At 71.6% G+C, this 15316-nt stretch carries 13 protein-coding genes; 7 read left to right on the forward strand and 6 right to left on the reverse strand.

What is annotated here, in order from left to right; all coding sequences use genetic code 11:
• Positions 1-2: 2 nt before the first annotated feature.
• Positions 3-782, forward strand: coding sequence for an ion transporter (locus O9280_RS01685; RefSeq protein WP_298338003.1), 780 nt, complete (start codon positions 3-5; stop codon positions 780-782).
• A complete protein-coding gene (locus O9280_RS01690; protein WP_298338005.1) occupies positions 779-1210 on the forward strand; it encodes a DUF3592 domain-containing protein in 432 nt (143 codons plus the stop codon). Before O9280_RS01685 ends, O9280_RS01690 begins: the two co-directional genes overlap by 4 nt.
• A gap of 7 nt (positions 1211-1217) precedes the next feature.
• On the opposite strand, the gene O9280_RS01695 is transcribed toward O9280_RS01690, so the two are convergent.
• Positions 1218-2639, reverse strand: a complete 1422-nt coding sequence (locus O9280_RS01695; protein ID WP_298338007.1) for a diguanylate cyclase — start codon at positions 2637-2639, stop codon at positions 1218-1220.
• A 97-nt stretch (positions 2640-2736) separates the two neighbouring features.
• On the opposite strand from O9280_RS01695, the gene O9280_RS01700 reads away from it, so the two are divergent.
• Genes O9280_RS01700 through O9280_RS01710 form a run of 3 tightly spaced genes read left to right on the forward strand, consistent with a single transcriptional unit; the run spans position 2737 to position 5670 of the window.
• Positions 2737-4335: an AAA family ATPase gene (locus O9280_RS01700; protein ID WP_298338009.1), complete on the forward strand. Its 1599-nt coding sequence runs from the start codon at positions 2737-2739 to the stop codon at positions 4333-4335.
• Between the two features lie 10 nt (positions 4336-4345).
• Positions 4346-4990: a general secretion pathway protein GspB gene (locus tag O9280_RS01705; RefSeq protein WP_298338011.1), complete on the forward strand. Its 645-nt coding sequence runs from the start codon at positions 4346-4348 to the stop codon at positions 4988-4990.
• 2 nt (positions 4991-4992) lie between these two features.
• A complete protein-coding gene (locus O9280_RS01710) occupies positions 4993-5670 on the forward strand; it encodes a rhomboid family intramembrane serine protease (RefSeq protein WP_297876696.1) in 678 nt (225 codons plus the stop codon).
• 9 nt (positions 5671-5679) lie between these two features.
• Here the strand turns inward: O9280_RS01710 and O9280_RS01715 are convergent, their stop codons facing one another.
• Genes O9280_RS01715 through gpmI form a run of 3 tightly spaced genes read right to left on the reverse strand, consistent with a single transcriptional unit; the run spans position 5680 to position 9718 of the window.
• Positions 5680-6972 carry a S41 family peptidase gene (locus O9280_RS01715; RefSeq protein ID WP_298338013.1) on the reverse strand — a complete coding sequence of 431 codons (1293 nt, stop codon included), beginning with the start codon at positions 6970-6972 and terminating at the stop codon, positions 5680-5682.
• Between the two features lie 32 nt (positions 6973-7004).
• Positions 7005-8189: a peptidoglycan DD-metalloendopeptidase family protein gene (locus O9280_RS01720; protein ID WP_298338015.1), complete on the reverse strand. Its 1185-nt coding sequence runs from the start codon at positions 8187-8189 to the stop codon at positions 7005-7007.
• A complete protein-coding gene (gene gpmI / locus O9280_RS01725; RefSeq protein WP_298338016.1) occupies positions 8186-9718 on the reverse strand; it encodes a 2,3-bisphosphoglycerate-independent phosphoglycerate mutase in 1533 nt (510 codons plus the stop codon). Before gpmI ends, O9280_RS01720 begins: the two co-directional genes overlap by 4 nt.
• 86 nt (positions 9719-9804) lie before the next feature.
• On the opposite strand from gpmI, the gene O9280_RS01730 reads away from it, so the two are divergent.
• Complete coding sequence (locus tag O9280_RS01730; protein ID WP_298338018.1) at positions 9805-10536, forward strand: hypothetical protein; 732 nt, start codon at positions 9805-9807, stop codon at positions 10534-10536.
• 60 nt (positions 10537-10596) lie between these two features.
• A complete protein-coding gene (locus O9280_RS01735) occupies positions 10597-12264 on the forward strand; it encodes a M28 family metallopeptidase (protein ID WP_298338362.1) in 1668 nt (555 codons plus the stop codon).
• A gap of 106 nt (positions 12265-12370) precedes the next feature.
• On the opposite strand, the gene O9280_RS01740 is transcribed toward O9280_RS01735, so the two are convergent.
• Positions 12371-14278, reverse strand: coding sequence for a S9 family peptidase (locus O9280_RS01740; protein ID WP_298338020.1), 1908 nt, complete (start codon positions 14276-14278; stop codon positions 12371-12373).
• Between the two features lie 34 nt (positions 14279-14312).
• Positions 14313-15314 carry an alpha/beta fold hydrolase gene (locus O9280_RS01745; protein ID WP_298338022.1) on the reverse strand — a complete coding sequence of 334 codons (1002 nt, stop codon included), beginning with the start codon at positions 15312-15314 and terminating at the stop codon, positions 14313-14315.
• Positions 15315-15316: the final 2 nt, after the last annotated feature.

Consider the following 15316-nt stretch of genomic DNA (forward strand, 5'->3'; position numbering starts at 1 on the left):
CGATGACGAAGCGCGGCGGAGCAAAGCACGGTGGAACACGGCGCGGGGGCGCGACAGGGCCGGCGTCCGGCTCGAGCTCTCCCACCATCCCGGCGGTCGCGGGCCAGGGGCCGCTGCGCCTGCGACGCTTCGTCGCCAACCCGGGCTTCATCGCGTTCACGCACGCGCTGATCGCGATCAACGCGGTGGCGCTCGGGGTCGAGGCCCTGCCCGGCGTCGCCGAGTCCTTCGAAGGCTTGCTGGAAGGCCTGTTCGCGGTCTCGACGGCGTGGTTCGTCATCGAGATCGCGCTGCGGATGCTCGCGCACGGCAAGCCGCTGGGCGGGTTCTTCCGCAACGGCTGGAACACCTTCGATACCGCCATCGTCGTGCTGTCGCTGCTGCCGCTGGCCGGTGGCGTCGCCATCGTGGCGCGCCTCGCCCGCCTGCTGCGGCTGCTGCGCCTCGTCTCGGGCAACGACCTGCTGCGCAGCTTCGTGGAACGCCGACTGCCGGCCGGGCTCCACCTTCTGGCGGCGGCATTCCTGCTGGTCCTGTCGATCTACGCCTTCGCGCTGGCCGGCTTCCATGTGGCCGGCGGCGTGCTCGCCGAACCCGGCGCTTGGGCCGACCTGCCGAGCGCCCTGAGCAGCACGCTGGGCTGGAGCGTCATCGTCGCGGCACCGGCCCTGCCTGCGGAAAGCGCGGCGGGCACGGCATGGCTGGTGGCCCTCGGTGCGACGCACCTCGCCTGGCTGGTGCTGACCGTGCGCGGCCTGTTCGGCCCGGGAGCGAAGCCATGAAGGCCGTGCTGATGCTCTTCGCCCTCGTGCTGCTGGCGCTCGCCGGCGTGATCGGCGTGCAGCGGGCGAACTTCGTCCGCCAGGCCGTACCCACCAGCGGCATCGTCGTCGACATCGAATCGCGCAACGCGCGCTGCGGGCGCAAGCCGCGCCGGGCCTGCACGAAATTCACCGCGGTGGTCGAGTACACGGTCGCGAATGACACCCGCCGGATGCGCACCGGTGCGGGCCAGTCGCGCGGCCGCGACGAGCCGGAAAGCGAGGCCAGCTACGACGTCGGCGATGCGTTCGCCCTGCGCGTCCATCCGGCCACGCGCGAAGCCCTGCCCGACAGCACCATGGGCCTGTGGGGACTGCCGATCATGCTGGGCATCGGCGGCGGGTTGTTCGCGGTGTTCGGGCTGTGGGGCGTCGGCCGGCGGCGCTGAGCCCGCCTCATCCGCGCGGGGCGCGCACGAGGCGGTTGCGGCCCTCAGCCTTGGCCACGTAGAGCGCCGCGTCGGCGGCTTGCAGCAGCTTTTCCGGTGTATCGACGGCGGTGGGGCGGACGGCCTGCACGCCGATGCTCACCGTCAGCTGCAGCGGCACGCCCGCGGCATCCAGCATCGCCCCGGCGATGTGCTCGCGGAACGCCTGCAGCTGGGCCAAGGCCTCCTCGATGCTGCCGCCGGTGAGCAGCACCACGAATTCCTCGCCGCCGTAGCGCACCAGCAGATCGTCCTCGCGGCGGAACGCGGCGCGCAACTCGGCGGCCATGGCGCGCAGCGCGCCGTCGCCCACCGGATGGCCGTGGCGATCGTTGACGTGCTTGAAGTGGTCGATGTCGACCATCGCGACGACCAGCGGCAGCCCGTTGCGCGCGCACAGGTGCAGGCGCGCCGGCAGCTGCTCGTCGAGGTGCATGCGGTTGCCGAGGCCGGTCAGCGCGTCGCGCCGGCTGGATTCGGCGAGCTTCGCGTTCGCGAGGCGGAGCTTGGCATTGAGCCGCCGCAGGGACACCGACCAGGCGAGCAAGGCCAACAGGCCGACGAGGATCGGCACCGTGGTGCGCCAGAACCAGCGCGGGTCGAAGCCGGTGTCGAAGCGAACGGCGAGCCAGCGGTTGAGGATCGGCTGGCGCTCGTCGGGGCTCAGCGAAGCGACGAGGCGTTGCAAGATGCGGCCGAGCTGCGGTTCGTCGTTGCGGGTGGCGATGGCCGGGCGCGTGAAGTCGCCGGCCCAGCCGGCGATCTTCAGGTCGACGATGCCGTCGCCCTGCAAGGTATGGCCGATGCTGGCCATGTTGCCCAGCATCCCGAACAGTTCCCCGGCCTGCACCTTTTCGAAGCCCTCGCGATAGCTGTCGACCTCGACGAGGCGGATGCCCGGGTACTGATCGCGCAGCGTTTTCACCGTGGAAAAGCCGCGCATGATCCCCAGCGGCTCGTCGAGCACCTGGACGAGGTCGGTGACGTGGTGCACGTCGCCGCGGGTGACGATGACGCCGGGGATGTCGATGTAGGGGTCGGTGAAATCGAACAAGGCCTCCCGCTCCCGCGTGCGCGTGACCATGGAGAGCAGGTCGCACTCGCGGGCCTGGGCCTTGGCCATCGACTCCGCCCAGGACGCGGTCGGCACGAGGCGGAGTTCGATGCCGGCGCGGGCCGACAGCAAGGCCATGACATCCGCGCCGATGCCGACATGGCGCCCGGAGGCGTCGACGCTCTCGAGCGGCGCCCAGGCGGGATCGACGCACAGGCGCAAAGGTCCCTTGGCGTCGAGGTAGACGCGCTCGGCCGGCTCGAGGACGAAGCGCGGGGGAGGGCCCGCGTTCGCGCCGGTCGCCAGCAACACCAGGAGGAGGGCCGCGCATCGCATCGGCCGAGTGTGCAAGAGGGCGCCCGCCCCCGCCAGCGCCCTGCGCATGGCCGGGCATCCGTGGCAGGCTTACCGCCCATCCCGGTGATTCCCTCGAATGCTCCTCGAGTACTACGGCTTCGCCGAAGCGCCGTTCTCGATCACACCGGACCCGCGCTTCGTGTACCTGAGCGAGCGCCACCGGGACGCGCTCGCGCACCTGCACTACGGCATCACCCAGGGCGGTGGCGGCGGCTTCGTGCAGCTGACGGGCGAAGTCGGTACGGGAAAAACCACGCTGTGCCGGCTGCTGCTGGAGCAGCTGCCCGAGAACGTGCGCGTCGCCCTCGTGCTGAACCCGCTGCTTTCGCCCGTGGAATTGCTGGAAGCCATCGCCGAGGAGCTGCGCCTCGAGATCAGCGCGGTGCGTGGCAGCCTGAAGGGCCTCTACGACCGGCTGAACGCTTACCTCATCGACGCCTATGCGCAGGGCCTGCGCGTGGTGGTGATCATCGACGAAGCGCAGAACCTCTCGAAGGAGGCGCTGGAGCAGGTGCGCCTGCTCACCAACCTCGAAACGCCCACGCAGAAGCTGCTGCAGATGGTGCTGCTCGGCCAGCCCGAGCTGCGCGACCTGCTCGACCGCCCCGAGCTGCGCCAACTCGCGCAGCGCATCACCGCGCGCTTCCACCTGACGCCGCTCGACGCCGACGAAATCGAGGCCTACGTCCGCCATCGCGTCGCGGTGGCCGGCGCCACGCGCTTTCCTTTCACCCGTCTCGCGGTGAAGCGGCTGCACCACCATGCCGGCGGCGTGCCGCGGCTGGTGAACGTGATCGCCGAGCGCGCCCTGCTCGCCGGCTACGCGCGCGACGAGCATCCGGTCGGCGAACGCCTCGTCGATCTGGCGGCGCGCGAGGTGCTGGTGCGCCCGCTGAAGCGCCTGCCGAAACCTTCGATGCCGGTGGTGGTCGGCGCGGCCCTGGCGATCGGCATCGCGCTGTTCGCGCTGGCGCCGCGACGCTCCTCGGCGCCACCGACGCCCGAGCCCGCCGCAGGGCTGTCCATACCGATCCCGCCGCCGCGCCTCGATGGGGCGACCCTCGCGGCCCGGCTTCGGCAGCTCGACGACTCGCCGGCGCCCGCCGCGGCGGAACTGATGCGGATGTGGGCGGTGCGGGCGCAGGAGGCCACGCCGCGACGCCTCGCCGACTGCCCGCCCGTGCTCGCGCCCGGCCTGCTGTGCCAGACCGGCACCACCAGCCTCGACGCCTTGGTGGCGCTGCAGCGCCCCGCGCTGGTCCAGCTCGACGGCGAGGACGGTCAACGCGTCTGGGCGGTGCTGCTCGGCGCGGACGCGCTGCGCGTGCGCCTGTGGCTCGGCGACATCGCCGTCGACATCCCGCGCGTCGACTTCAACCGCCATTTCCGCGGCCGCCACTTGTCGATCTGGCGCGGCCCCTTGGCCTTGGCGCGCATTCCCACCGCGGGCGAAACGGGGCCGGAAGTGGATTGGCTGGCCTCGCGACTGGAGGCGCAGCGGCAAGCAGCGATGCCACAGGGCCCCTCGGAGTTCGACGCCGCCCTCACCGACGCGCTGCGCGACGTGCAGCGGGTGCACGGGCTGGCCGTCGACGGCGTGCCGGGCCCGGCCACCTTGCGCTCGCTTGGCGCGGAACGCAGCGACGGCCCGCGGCTGCGTCGGGCCTTGGATTGAGGGCCCGGCCGTGTCGCTGATCCTCGAAGCCCTGCGCCGCTCCGAAGCCGAGCGCCGCCGTGCGGCGCCGCCCAGCCTGCTCGGTGATGTCGGTCCCGCGCGCCCGGCCCGGACCTCGGCCTGGCCGATGGCGATCGGTGGCCTGCTGCTCGGCGGGCTGCTGGCCGCCGCCGCGGCGTGGTGGTGGGGCATCGGTCGCGGGGCGCCGGTGGCCGATGCGCCTCCCGCGGTGGTCCCGGCGGCCGCGGCACTCGTGGAGCCCATCGAGCCCGTGCCGGCGGCCGCCTACGCGCCGCCGCCCGCACAGGCATCGATCACCCCGGCACCGCGGCCGGCGCCGGAGGCCGCACCGGTCGCCGAGGCAACGATCACCGCGCCGATCGAGCCCGAGGCCGTCACGTCGGCGACGGCGGACACCGGCCTCGGCCCGCGCGACGGCGACCTGCGCTGGTCGGAGGGCGTCGGCGATGCGTTGCCGCCGCTGCGCGTGTCCATGCACGTGTATGCCGACGATCCGGCGCGCCGCTTCGCCATCGTCGACGGGCAGCGCCGCCGCGAAGGCGAAACCCTGCAGCCGGGGCTGATGCTGCTGGAGATCCGCCGCGACGGCCTGCGCCTGGGCTGGCAGGGCCGCGTGCTCTGGATTCCGCGCTGATGGTGTTCGTCGATGCGCCGGGACGCCGCCACGTCACGTGGCGCTGGGCCACGCCGCTTGTGCTCGTGCTGTGCGTCGGCGCATTCGCGCTGCTGGCGTTCGTCGACCGCGCCACCCATGACGCGCTGCTGTTGCGCTGGGGTGCGCTCTCGGCCGCGGCGGCGGACTGGCGCAGCCTGCTGCAGCCGGAGCGCGCAGCCACCCTCGTGACGACGCTGGGCCTGCACAGCAGCGGCACCCACCTGCTTGGCAACATGCTGTTCCTGCTGGTGTTCGGCCTGCCCGCCGAGAGGGCACTCGGCTCCTGGCGCTTGCTCGCGCTGTTCGTGGCCGGTGGCGCGCTGTCGAACTTCGTGGCGGCGCTGTCGATGGACCGCCCCGACCGCGTGATCATCGGCGCGTCGGGCGCGGTGTCGACGCTGATCGGCGCCTACCTCGCCCTGTTCCCGAACGCGCGCCTCGGCGTGGTGCTGCCACTCGGCCTCTGGCTGGAATTCGTGCGCATGCCGGCCGTCGCGCTGATCAGCCTGTGGGTGGTGCTGCAGTTGCTGTTCACCTGGGCGGGCCCGAGTTTCGGCGCCGTGGCGTGGTGGGCGCATCTCGCCGGCTTCGCCTTCGGGTTCCTCGTCGCGCTGGCGGTGCGGGAATCGTTGGCGCGCCGGTCGCGACTGCGTGCCTGAGTGCCGGCGCTAGCCCGCGCTCGTGGCGCGCCGGGCCGTCGCCTGACGCGCCGCGGCCGCCTGCTTCACCCGCCGAAGCGCTTCGGCCACCGCGGACTCGCCTTCGACGATCACGCCGGTGGCGTAGCCGTCGGGCACCTCGGCGTCGCCGGAGAGATGCGTGGGCAGGTCCTGCTCGCGCAGCCCGCGGATGGCGGTGCCCGGCAGCGTGACATCCGGAAGGATGCCGGCAGCCTGGATCGAACGCCCCGACGGCGTGTAGTAGCGCGCAGTGGTGAGCTTCAACGCGTCGCCGTTGCCGAGATCGACCACCGTCTGCACCGAGCCCTTGCCGAAGCTGCGCGCGCCGAGCAGCAGGGCGCGGCGCTGGTCGCGCAATGCGCCGGCGACGACTTCCGCCGAGCTGGCCGTGCCGACATCGAGCAGCACGGCGATGGGCGCGCCCTGCAGCGCGTCGCCGGCGGCGGCGCGGTACAGCACGTTCGAAGTCGCGGTGCGGCCGCGGGTGCTGACGATCGGGCCGCCCTCGAGGAAGAGGTCGGCGACTTCGATGGCGGTGGTGAGCAGGCCGCCGGGGTTGTTGCGCAGGTCCAGCACGAGGCCGGAGAGCGGGCCACCGGAGGCCGCCTGCAGCGCGGCGAGTTGGCGCTTCAGTTCGTCGGCGGTGTCGCCTTCGAAATAGCCGATGCGCAGGTAGCCGTAGCCGGGTTCGAGCAGGCGCCCGCTGACACTCGACAGCGCGATGCTCTGCCGCACCAGCACGACGTCGCGCGGCAGGGCTTCGCCAGGGCGCAGCAGCGAGAGGCGGACGCTGGTGCCGGCAACGCCGCGCAACGCGCGCGACGGATCGGGATCGCGCAGGCTGCCGGCCGGGCGGCCGTCGATGGCGACGATGACGTCGCCGGTGCGCAGCCCGGCCTTGTGCGCCGGGCCGCCGTCGATGGCGCCGATCACCTTGAGGCTGCGATCGGGCCGGACCTCGACCTCCACGCCGATGCCGTCGTACATGCCCTGCACTTCCTCGGCGAGGGCACTGGCACTGGTGGCGGGCAGGTAGGCGCTGTGCGGGTCGAGGTCGGCGAGCAGGGCACGCACCGCGGCCTGCATCAGCGTGCGGTCGTCGATCGGGTCGACGTAGCCCTCCTGCACGGTGCGGAAGACCTCGGCGAAGCGGCGGATCTCCTCGAGCGGCACGGCCGACGACGGCGCGGGCGCCAGCGGATCGACGGCCGCATCGACCTGCGCCCGAAGGGGCGTTGAGGCGGCGAGCGCAAGGAGGATCGGAAGGGGGGAGAGTTGCATGGCGTCCACCGGAGAGGCCGCCATTATGCGGCTCAGCGCCACCAGCCGCGCGGATCCACGGGTTGGCCGTTGCGGCGCAGTTCGAAATACAGCGCGGTCTGCGGCGCACCGCCGGAGTCGCCGGCGCGGGCGAGGGTCTCGCCCTGCCCCACCCAGTCGCCCACGCCGCGACGCAGCGTGTCGTTGTGGGCGTACAGGCTCATCCAGCCTTCGCCGTGGTCGAGGATCAGCAGCAGGCCGTAGCCCTTCAACCAATCGGCATAGGCCACGCGCCCCGGGGCGACGGCGCGCACCGGCGTGCCGCGGGCCACGGCGAAGCGCACGCCATCGCTCTGCAGGCCGCCGGGCAGCGCGGCACCGAAGCGCTCCAGCACTCGCCCGCCGTCCACCGGCAGCGGCAGCTGGCCGCGACGGCTGGGGAAGGGCCGATCGTCGTCGAGCCGTTTCGGGATGTCGGCGATGGCATCGCGCAATTCGGCCAGCAGCGCTTCGACCGCGCGCTGGTCGCGGCCGAGCGCGGCGATCCGTGCTTCGCGGCCCTTGAACGCGGCTTCGAGGCCCGCCAAGGTCTGGCGACGGGCCTCGCGCTCGGTTTCGAGCGCCGCCAGCGCCGCCGTCGCCGATGTCGCAGCCGCCGCCACCTCGGTCTGCTGGCGCTGCACCTCGGCGGTGAGCGCGGCCAGCGCGTCGAGTTCGGCCAGCACGCCCTGCACGCGGCGCGCGCGATCGGCCTGAACATGCCGGTGGTAAGCGAGCGCACGGCCCATCGCGCCCACTTGGTCCTGTGCCAACAGCAGCTTCAGCTGCTCGTGGCGACCGGCGGCATAGGCGGCGCGCACCAGCCGGGCCAGCACCTCGCGCTGCGCCTTCAAGGCTTCGGCCAGTGCAGCGCGCTCGGCCTCCTTCACCGCAAGCGCCTCGGCGAGACGGGCCTGCTCGGCCTCGGCGGTGTCGACGGCCTGCTGCGCCTCGGCCACGCGCGCATCGGCCTCGCGAAGCGCCGTCAGCGTCTCGGATTTCACGGCTTCTGCGCGTTTCTGCTCCGCTGCCAGCGCCGCGACGCGCTGCTTCAACGCGTCGAGCTGGGCCTGTGCTTCGGCCTCGCGCGCCGCGCGCTGCGGGTCGGGGGCTTGGGCGAAGGACGGCGCCGCGACGAAGGCCGACGACGCCAACAGCATCGCCAGCCATCCGGCCGCGAACGCGCGGGCTGGCCTCAAGCGGGCTGCACCAGCGATTCGCCGGTCATCGCCGCCGGCTTCGGCAGGCCCATCAGCTGCAGCACGGTCGGGGCGATGTCGCGAAGCGCGCCGCCCGATCGCAGCGTGGCCTTGCGGCCGACGTAGACGAAGGGCACCGGGCCGACGGTGTGCGCCGTGTGCGGCTGGCCCGTCTCCGGGTCGCGCATCATCTCGAGGTTGCCGTGGTCGGCAGTCACGAGCATCTCGCCACCGACCGCCTCGATGGCTTCGCGCAAGCGGCCGAGCGCGATGTCGACGGCTTCCGCCGCCTTGATCGCCGCCTGCAAATCCCCGGTGTGGCCGACCATGTCGGGGTTGGCGATGTTGCAGGCGATGAAATCGACCTCGCCGCCGCGGATGGCGGCGACCAGCTTGTCGGTGAGCTCGGGGCAGCTCATCTCCGGCTGCAGGTCGTAGGTGGCGACCTTCGGCGAGGGCACCAGTTCGCGCGATTCGCCCGGCAACAGCGCCTCGCGGCCGCCGCTGAAGAAGAACGTGACGTGCGCGTACTTCTCGGTCTCGGCGATGCGCAGCTGCTTCAAGCCGGCGGCGGCGATCACTTCGCCCAGCGTGTCGCGCAGGTCTTCCGGCGCATAGGCCACCTTCGCCGGTAGTTCCGACGAGTACTCGGCCATGCCGACGAAGCGCGACAGCGCGATCGCGCGCGGCTTCACGAAACCGTCGAAGCCCGGCACGGTGAAGGCCGCGGTGATCTGGCGGGCGCGATCGGCGCGGAAATTGAAGAAGACCACGGCGTCGCCGTCGCGCATCGGGGCGGCGCCCTCGATCACTGTGGGCTTCACGAACTCGTCGTTCTCGCCACGGGCGTAGGCGGCCTCGAGCGCGGCCAGGCCGTCGGCCGCGCGGAACCCGGCGACGCCTTCGGTCATGGCGCGGAACGCGAGCTCGACGCGATCCCAGCGCTGGTCGCGGTCCATCGCGAAGTAGCGGCCCGACACGCTGGCGAGGCGCGCATTGCCGGCCTTGGCCATCACGTCGGCCAGGGCGCGCAACGAAGGCTCGGCGGACTTCGGCGGCATGTCGCGGCCATCGAGGAACGCGTGCACGGCCACCCGGGCCACGCCTTCGCGCTTCGCCATCTCGATCAGCGCGAACAGATGCGCTTCGTGCGAGTGCACGCCGCCCGGCGAGAGCAGGCCCATCAGGTGCAGGGTGCCGCCGGCGTCGCGGGCCGCGTGGCAGGCGGCCAGCAGCTCGGGGTTGCGGAAGAAGTCGCCGCTCTCGATCTCGGCGTCCACCCGGGTGAGGTCCTGGTAGACGATGCGGCCGGCGCCGATGTTCATGTGGCCGACTTCGGAATTGCCCATCTGGCCGTCCGGCAGGCCGACGAAGCGGCCCTCGGTGTGGACGAGGGTGTGCGGGCACTCGGCCAGCAGGCGGCGCCAGTGCGGCACCCGGGCCAGGGCGATGGCGTTGTCGGCCGTCTCGTCGCGATGGCCCCAGCCATCGAGGATCAGCAGCAGGACGGGTTTCGGACGCGACGCCATGACCTTTGCACCAGTGACGAAAGGGAGGCGACAAGTCTAGCCGGCGGGCGGCAGGATGGCCGCGTCAATCCGACCCGGAGCCCGCCATGCGCCATCCCGTCCGCCTCAGCCCGCTCGTCCTCGCCCTTGCCCTCGCCGTCGGCGCCGGGCACGCCCTGGCCGACACCCCGCCGAGCGAGTCGAAGGTGCTGGGCAGCATCACCGCCCAGGCCGGCCAGGCCTACGACAGCCTCGATTCGGTGAACGGCGGCATCAGCATCCAGCGCGGCGCCACCGTGCGCAGCGCCGAGACGGTGAACGGCGGCATCAGCATCGACGAAGGCGCCACCGTCGGCAGCGCCGAAACCGTCAATGGCGGCATCAGCATCGCCGGCAAGGTGAAGCTGGGCAGCGCCGAGACCGTCAACGGCGGCATCAGCCTCGACATCGACAGCGAGGTGTCCGGCGACCTCGAGACCGTCAACGGCCCCATCCGCATCGGCGCGCGCGGCGTGGTCGCCGGGAAGCTGGAAACCGTGAATGGCGGCATCCGCCTCGACGGCGGCAAGGTCCAAGGCATGCTGCGAACGGTGAACGGCGACATCACCCTCGGGCGCGGGTCGCAGGCCGGCGGCATCGAGATCGAAGAGCCGAACCGCGGCTGGTGGAACTGGGGCAGCGAGAAGCTGCCGCGCATCGTCATCGGCCCAGAGGCCAAGGTGAACGGCCCGATGGTGTTCAAGCGCGAGGTGAAGCTCTACGTGCACGCCACGGCCACGATCGGCGAGGTGCGCGGCGCCACGGCCGTGCGCTACGAGGGCGAAGACGCGCCGGAGTAAGCGGCCTAGCGGCGGGCCGCATAGAATCACGGGACGTTTCCACGTTGGAGTGTCCCCGTGATGCGATCCACCCTGATGGCGGGCGTCGCCCTCCTCACCAGCGCGGCCGCCTGCGCCACGCCGGTGCCGCCGGCTGCCGCCACCGCGACGGCCCAACACAGCTTCGGGCCCGAGATCTCGGCCGAGGATTTCAGCGCCCACGTGCGCACCCTCTCCGGCGATGACTTCGCCGGCCGCTCGCCCGGCGGCATCGGCGAGACCAAGACCGTCGAGTACCTGATCGCCCAGCTGCAGCGCCTCGGCCTCCAGCCCGGCAACAACGGTTCGTGGACGCAGGACGTCCCAATGACCGAGACCAAGGCCGACGACAAGACCAGCACCTTCACGCTCACCACGGCGAAGCAGACGCTGGCCCCGACGATCGGGCCCGAAGTGGTGGTCGGCACGCGCACCGGCCAGCCGGAAGTGAGCATCGACGGCAGCGAGCTCGTGTTCGTCGGCTACGGCGTGAACGCGCCGGAAGCCGGCTGGAACGACTACGACGGCCTCGACGTCAAGGGCAAGACGGTCGTGATGCTGATCAACGACCCGGGCTTCCACGTCGGCAGCACCGAGCTGTTCGGCGGCAAGCGCATGACCTACTACGGGCGCTGGACCTACAAGTTCGAGGAAGCGGCCCGCCAGGGCGCCGCCGCGGCGCTGATCATCCATGACGACGCCGGCGCGGCCTACCCGTGGGAAGTGGTGCAGAACAGCTGGGGCGGCCCGCAGTTCGACCTGCCGCCCAGCGAAGACCCGGAACCGCGCCTGCCCGCGCAGGGCTGGATCAACGCCGCCACCGCGACCACGCTGTTCGCCGACGCCGGCCTCGACTTCGAGGCGATGCGCACGGCCGCCAACCAGCCCGGCTTCAAGGCCGTGCCGTTGAAGGCCACGTTCTCGCTGTCGCTGAAGAGCAGCTCGCGCAGCGCGACCTCGCAGAACGTGATCGCCATGCTGCCGGGCACCACGCATCCGGACGAGGCCATCGTCTACACCGCGCACTGGGACCACCTCGGCCGCAACTTCTCGGGCGTGGGTGATCGCATCTTCAACGGCGCCATCGACAACGCCACCGGCGTGGCCGGCGTGCTGGAGATCGCCGAGGCCTTCACGGTGCAGCGCCCGGCACCGGAACGCAGCATGGTCTTCCTGTTCGTCACGCTGGAGGAATCCGGCCTGCTCGGCTCGAAGTACTACGCCGCGCACCCGGCCATCCCGCTGGAGAAGACCGTCGCCGTCATCAACCTCGACGCGATGAGCGTCATCGGCCCCTCGAAGGAGCTGGTGGTGATCGGTCTTGGCAACTCGACGCTCGACGACGTCGCCCGCCCCTTCGCCGAAGCGCAGGACCGAGTGCTGATGGAGGAGAGCGAGCCGCAGAACGGCTACTTCTTCCGCTCCGACCACTTCAACTTCGCCAAGGCCGGCGTGCCGGCGCTGTACGCCAAGGGCGGCGTCGACCACCGCGAGAAGGGCCGCGAGTACGGCCTCGCGTGGATGACGGACTACACGGCGGTGCGCTACCACAAGGTCGGCGACAACTACGATGCCAGCTGGGACCTGCGCGGCACCATGCAGGACCTGAAGCTGCTTTACGACGTGGGCCGCACCTTGGGCGGCAACCGCGAATGGCCGAACTACGTGGAGGGCAACGCCTTCCGCAAGACCGACCAACGCGGGCAGTAATCGTTCGGCGGTCCCGATCCTCGGGCCATCGGAATGAAAAACGGGCGCCGCGAGGCGCCCGTTTCCGTTCCAGCCCATGACCGGCGGGAACGCCGCCGGCGCGGGTTCAGTCGGCCTTTCGCACGTGGGTGTCGAGGAACTTCAGATAAGACTCCTGCGCAGTGATGCGGTTTTCGCGGCGCAGGAACCCATGGCCCTCGTCGGGGAACAGCACGTACTCCACGGGCACGTTGTTGGCCCGCGCCGCGGCCACCAGCTCGTCCGATTCCACCTGCAGCACGCGCGGGTCGTTGGCACCCTGCACCACCAGCATCGGCCGCACGATGTTCTTCGCATGGAACAGCGGCGAGATGCGGCGGTGGCGCTCGGCGTCGGTGGCCGGATCGCCCATCTCGTCGTAGAGCGCCTGCCGCTGCGCGCCCCACCACGCCGGGATGGATTCGAGCGTGCGCACCCAGTTGGTGACGCCGAAGATGTTGATGCCGGCCTCGAAGGCCTCCGGATGGAAGGTGAGCGCCGCGGCCGTGATGTAGCCGCCGTAGGAGCCGCCCATCACCGCCACTTCGTCGTCGGCCACCCAGTCCTGCGCACGCAGCCAGTCGCCGCCGGCCACGATGTCGCGCAGATCGGCTTCGCCGTGCTTGCGGTCGTCCATGTGGAAGAAGGTCTTGCCGTAGCCCGAGGAGCCGCGGTTGTTGGCGCCGAGCACGGCATAACCGTGGTTGACGAGGTGCTGGACCATCGCGCTGTAGCCGCGGCGCGTCTGCCCGCCGGGACCGCCGTGCACCAGCACGACCGCCGGCACCGGGTTCGCGGCCGAGGCGCCTTTCGGGCGGTAAAGCACCGACGGAATCTCAACGCCCCCTTCGGCCTTGTAGCGAATGATCGTCGCCTCGACGAGGTGCGATTCGTCGATGGCCGGATTGAGCGCGGTGGTGAGACGACGCACCTTGCGGTCGGCCAGATCGGCAACGAAGACATCGGACGGCGACGTGTCGGAGGCCACGGTGAACGCCACGCGCGCCTCGTCCGGCGAGAAGCGCACCGCCCCGATGTCGCCGTCGGGAAGGCCCTCGAAGCGAAGCGGCTGGCCGTCGCGGGTGTCGAGGATCGTCAGCGCGGTGCTGGCATCGGCATTGACGGCCGAAACCCGGTAGCGGCCGCTGGGCGACCACGAAACGAACATCACGTCCCAATCCGCCTCGATCAGCGGCGTCTGCTCGCCCGAAGCGAGGTCATGCGTCCAAGCCTGGTTGAACTCGCCGTGCGCATTAGTGGCGAACACCAGCGTCTTCGCGTCCGGCGTGAAGCCATAGACGCTGGTCGACACCGCGCCCTCGCCCGGGGTGATCAGCGTGGGCTTACCGTCGCCTGTCAGATCGACGAGATAGACGTCGGAGTCCGCCGAGGTGTTGGGTTTCTCCAGCGCCACCCAGCGGCCATCGGTCGAGACCCCGGCGGGCATGAAACCGCCGGGATTCTGGAACAGGATGCGGCTCTCGAAGGTGCGGGTGTCGTAGCCGAGCACGTCGAAGGCCTGCGGGTCACGGGCGTTCGAGGTGACCCACAGGGTCTTGCCGTCCGGGCTCAGGCCCGCAAAGCCGGCCTTGAGCTTGTCGCCGGGCGTGAGGTCGCGGAGCGAGCCGTCAGCCTCGCGCAGGTAGACGTGCGTGAGCTCGTTACCACCCTTGTCGCCCTGCACCAGCACGCGGCCGTCCGGCAGGTAGCTGGCGGCGAACACCGCATCGGTGGTCGACGTGGTCAGCGGTACCGGAGCGCCCCCGGCCACCGGCAGCGCGTAGGCGTTGAAGACGCCCGTGGCGTCGGAACTGATCAATACCGAGCGGCCGTCCGGCGAGAACGCCAGCCCGCCTGCATCGGCCACGCGGAAACTGGTGGTGTCGAAGAACTGCGCGGCCGTGTACTTGGGCACGGTTTCGGCAGCGGCGGACCCGACGGGCGCGAGCGCCCCGACGAGCATCAGTGCAGCGGACAACAGGCTTGTGGCGCGCATCGGCGGACTCCCAGGCTGGAAACGCCTGCCGAGCCTACTCCACGGACGGCGCGGGCAGCGTCACCTTGGCCTGCGAGCGCAGCGCATCGGCCACCTCGGACACAGCGGCCATCATCGGCATGTGGCCGCAGCCGGGCAGCATCACCGTGCGCGACTCGCGCAGGCCCGCCGCATAGAGCGCCGCCGAGCTCGGGTCGATCACGCGGTCGTCGTCGCACCACAGCAAGAGCGCGGGCGCACGGATGTCACCCAGCAGCGGCTGCACCGCGAAGGCTTCGTCGCCGCGCAGGCGCGCGAGGACGTCCCGCTCGAACGCGTTGTCGGCGATGCGCCGCGCGATGAGGGCGCGGTCCGCCGGCCACGGCACGAAGGGCGGGTCGGTGAACACGAGGCCGAGGTAGCGGTCGAGCGATGCGCGGTCCTCGACGGCGAAGGGGTGTCCGCCCTCGAGTACGGCGCGGCCGAACTCGTTCGGCGCGAAGGGCACGCCCGCCGCCGACAGCAGGGCGATGCGCCGCACGCGCTCGGGATGGCGGGCGGCGACGAGGCCGGTGATGTGGCCGCCCATCGAATGCCCGGCCAGCAGCTCAGGCGTGCGCGGCAGCGTGCCGAGCCACGCGGCGATGCGCTCGGATTGCGCCACCACGCCGTAATCGGCGCCGGGCTCGCGCTGGCTCTCGCCCCAGCCCGGCAGGTCCGGTGCGATGACGCGATGCGTGGCCGAGAGCTCGGCCATCAGCGGCAGCCAGTTCTCCTTCGCCCCGGTGAAGCCGTGCAGCAGCACGACCAGCGGCGCGTCAGCCGGCCCAGCCTCGAGCTGCACGATGCGCTGGCCGTCGACCTCGACGCTGCGCACCTCCGCACCGGCCTGGAGGCGCTGCGCGGCGAACCAGCCCTGCAGCGCCCACTCCGGCCGCCACGCGAGCAGGCCGATGACGATCAGGACGTCGAAAGCCAGCGCCGCGAGGAGGATCGTGCGGCGCCGCAGACCACGCGGCGCACCGGACGACACGGTCGGCACGCGCGCGGCGGGCATCG

Source organism: Silanimonas sp. (assembly GCF_027531545.1).
Classification (GTDB): domain Bacteria; phylum Pseudomonadota; class Gammaproteobacteria; order Xanthomonadales; family Xanthomonadaceae; genus Silanimonas.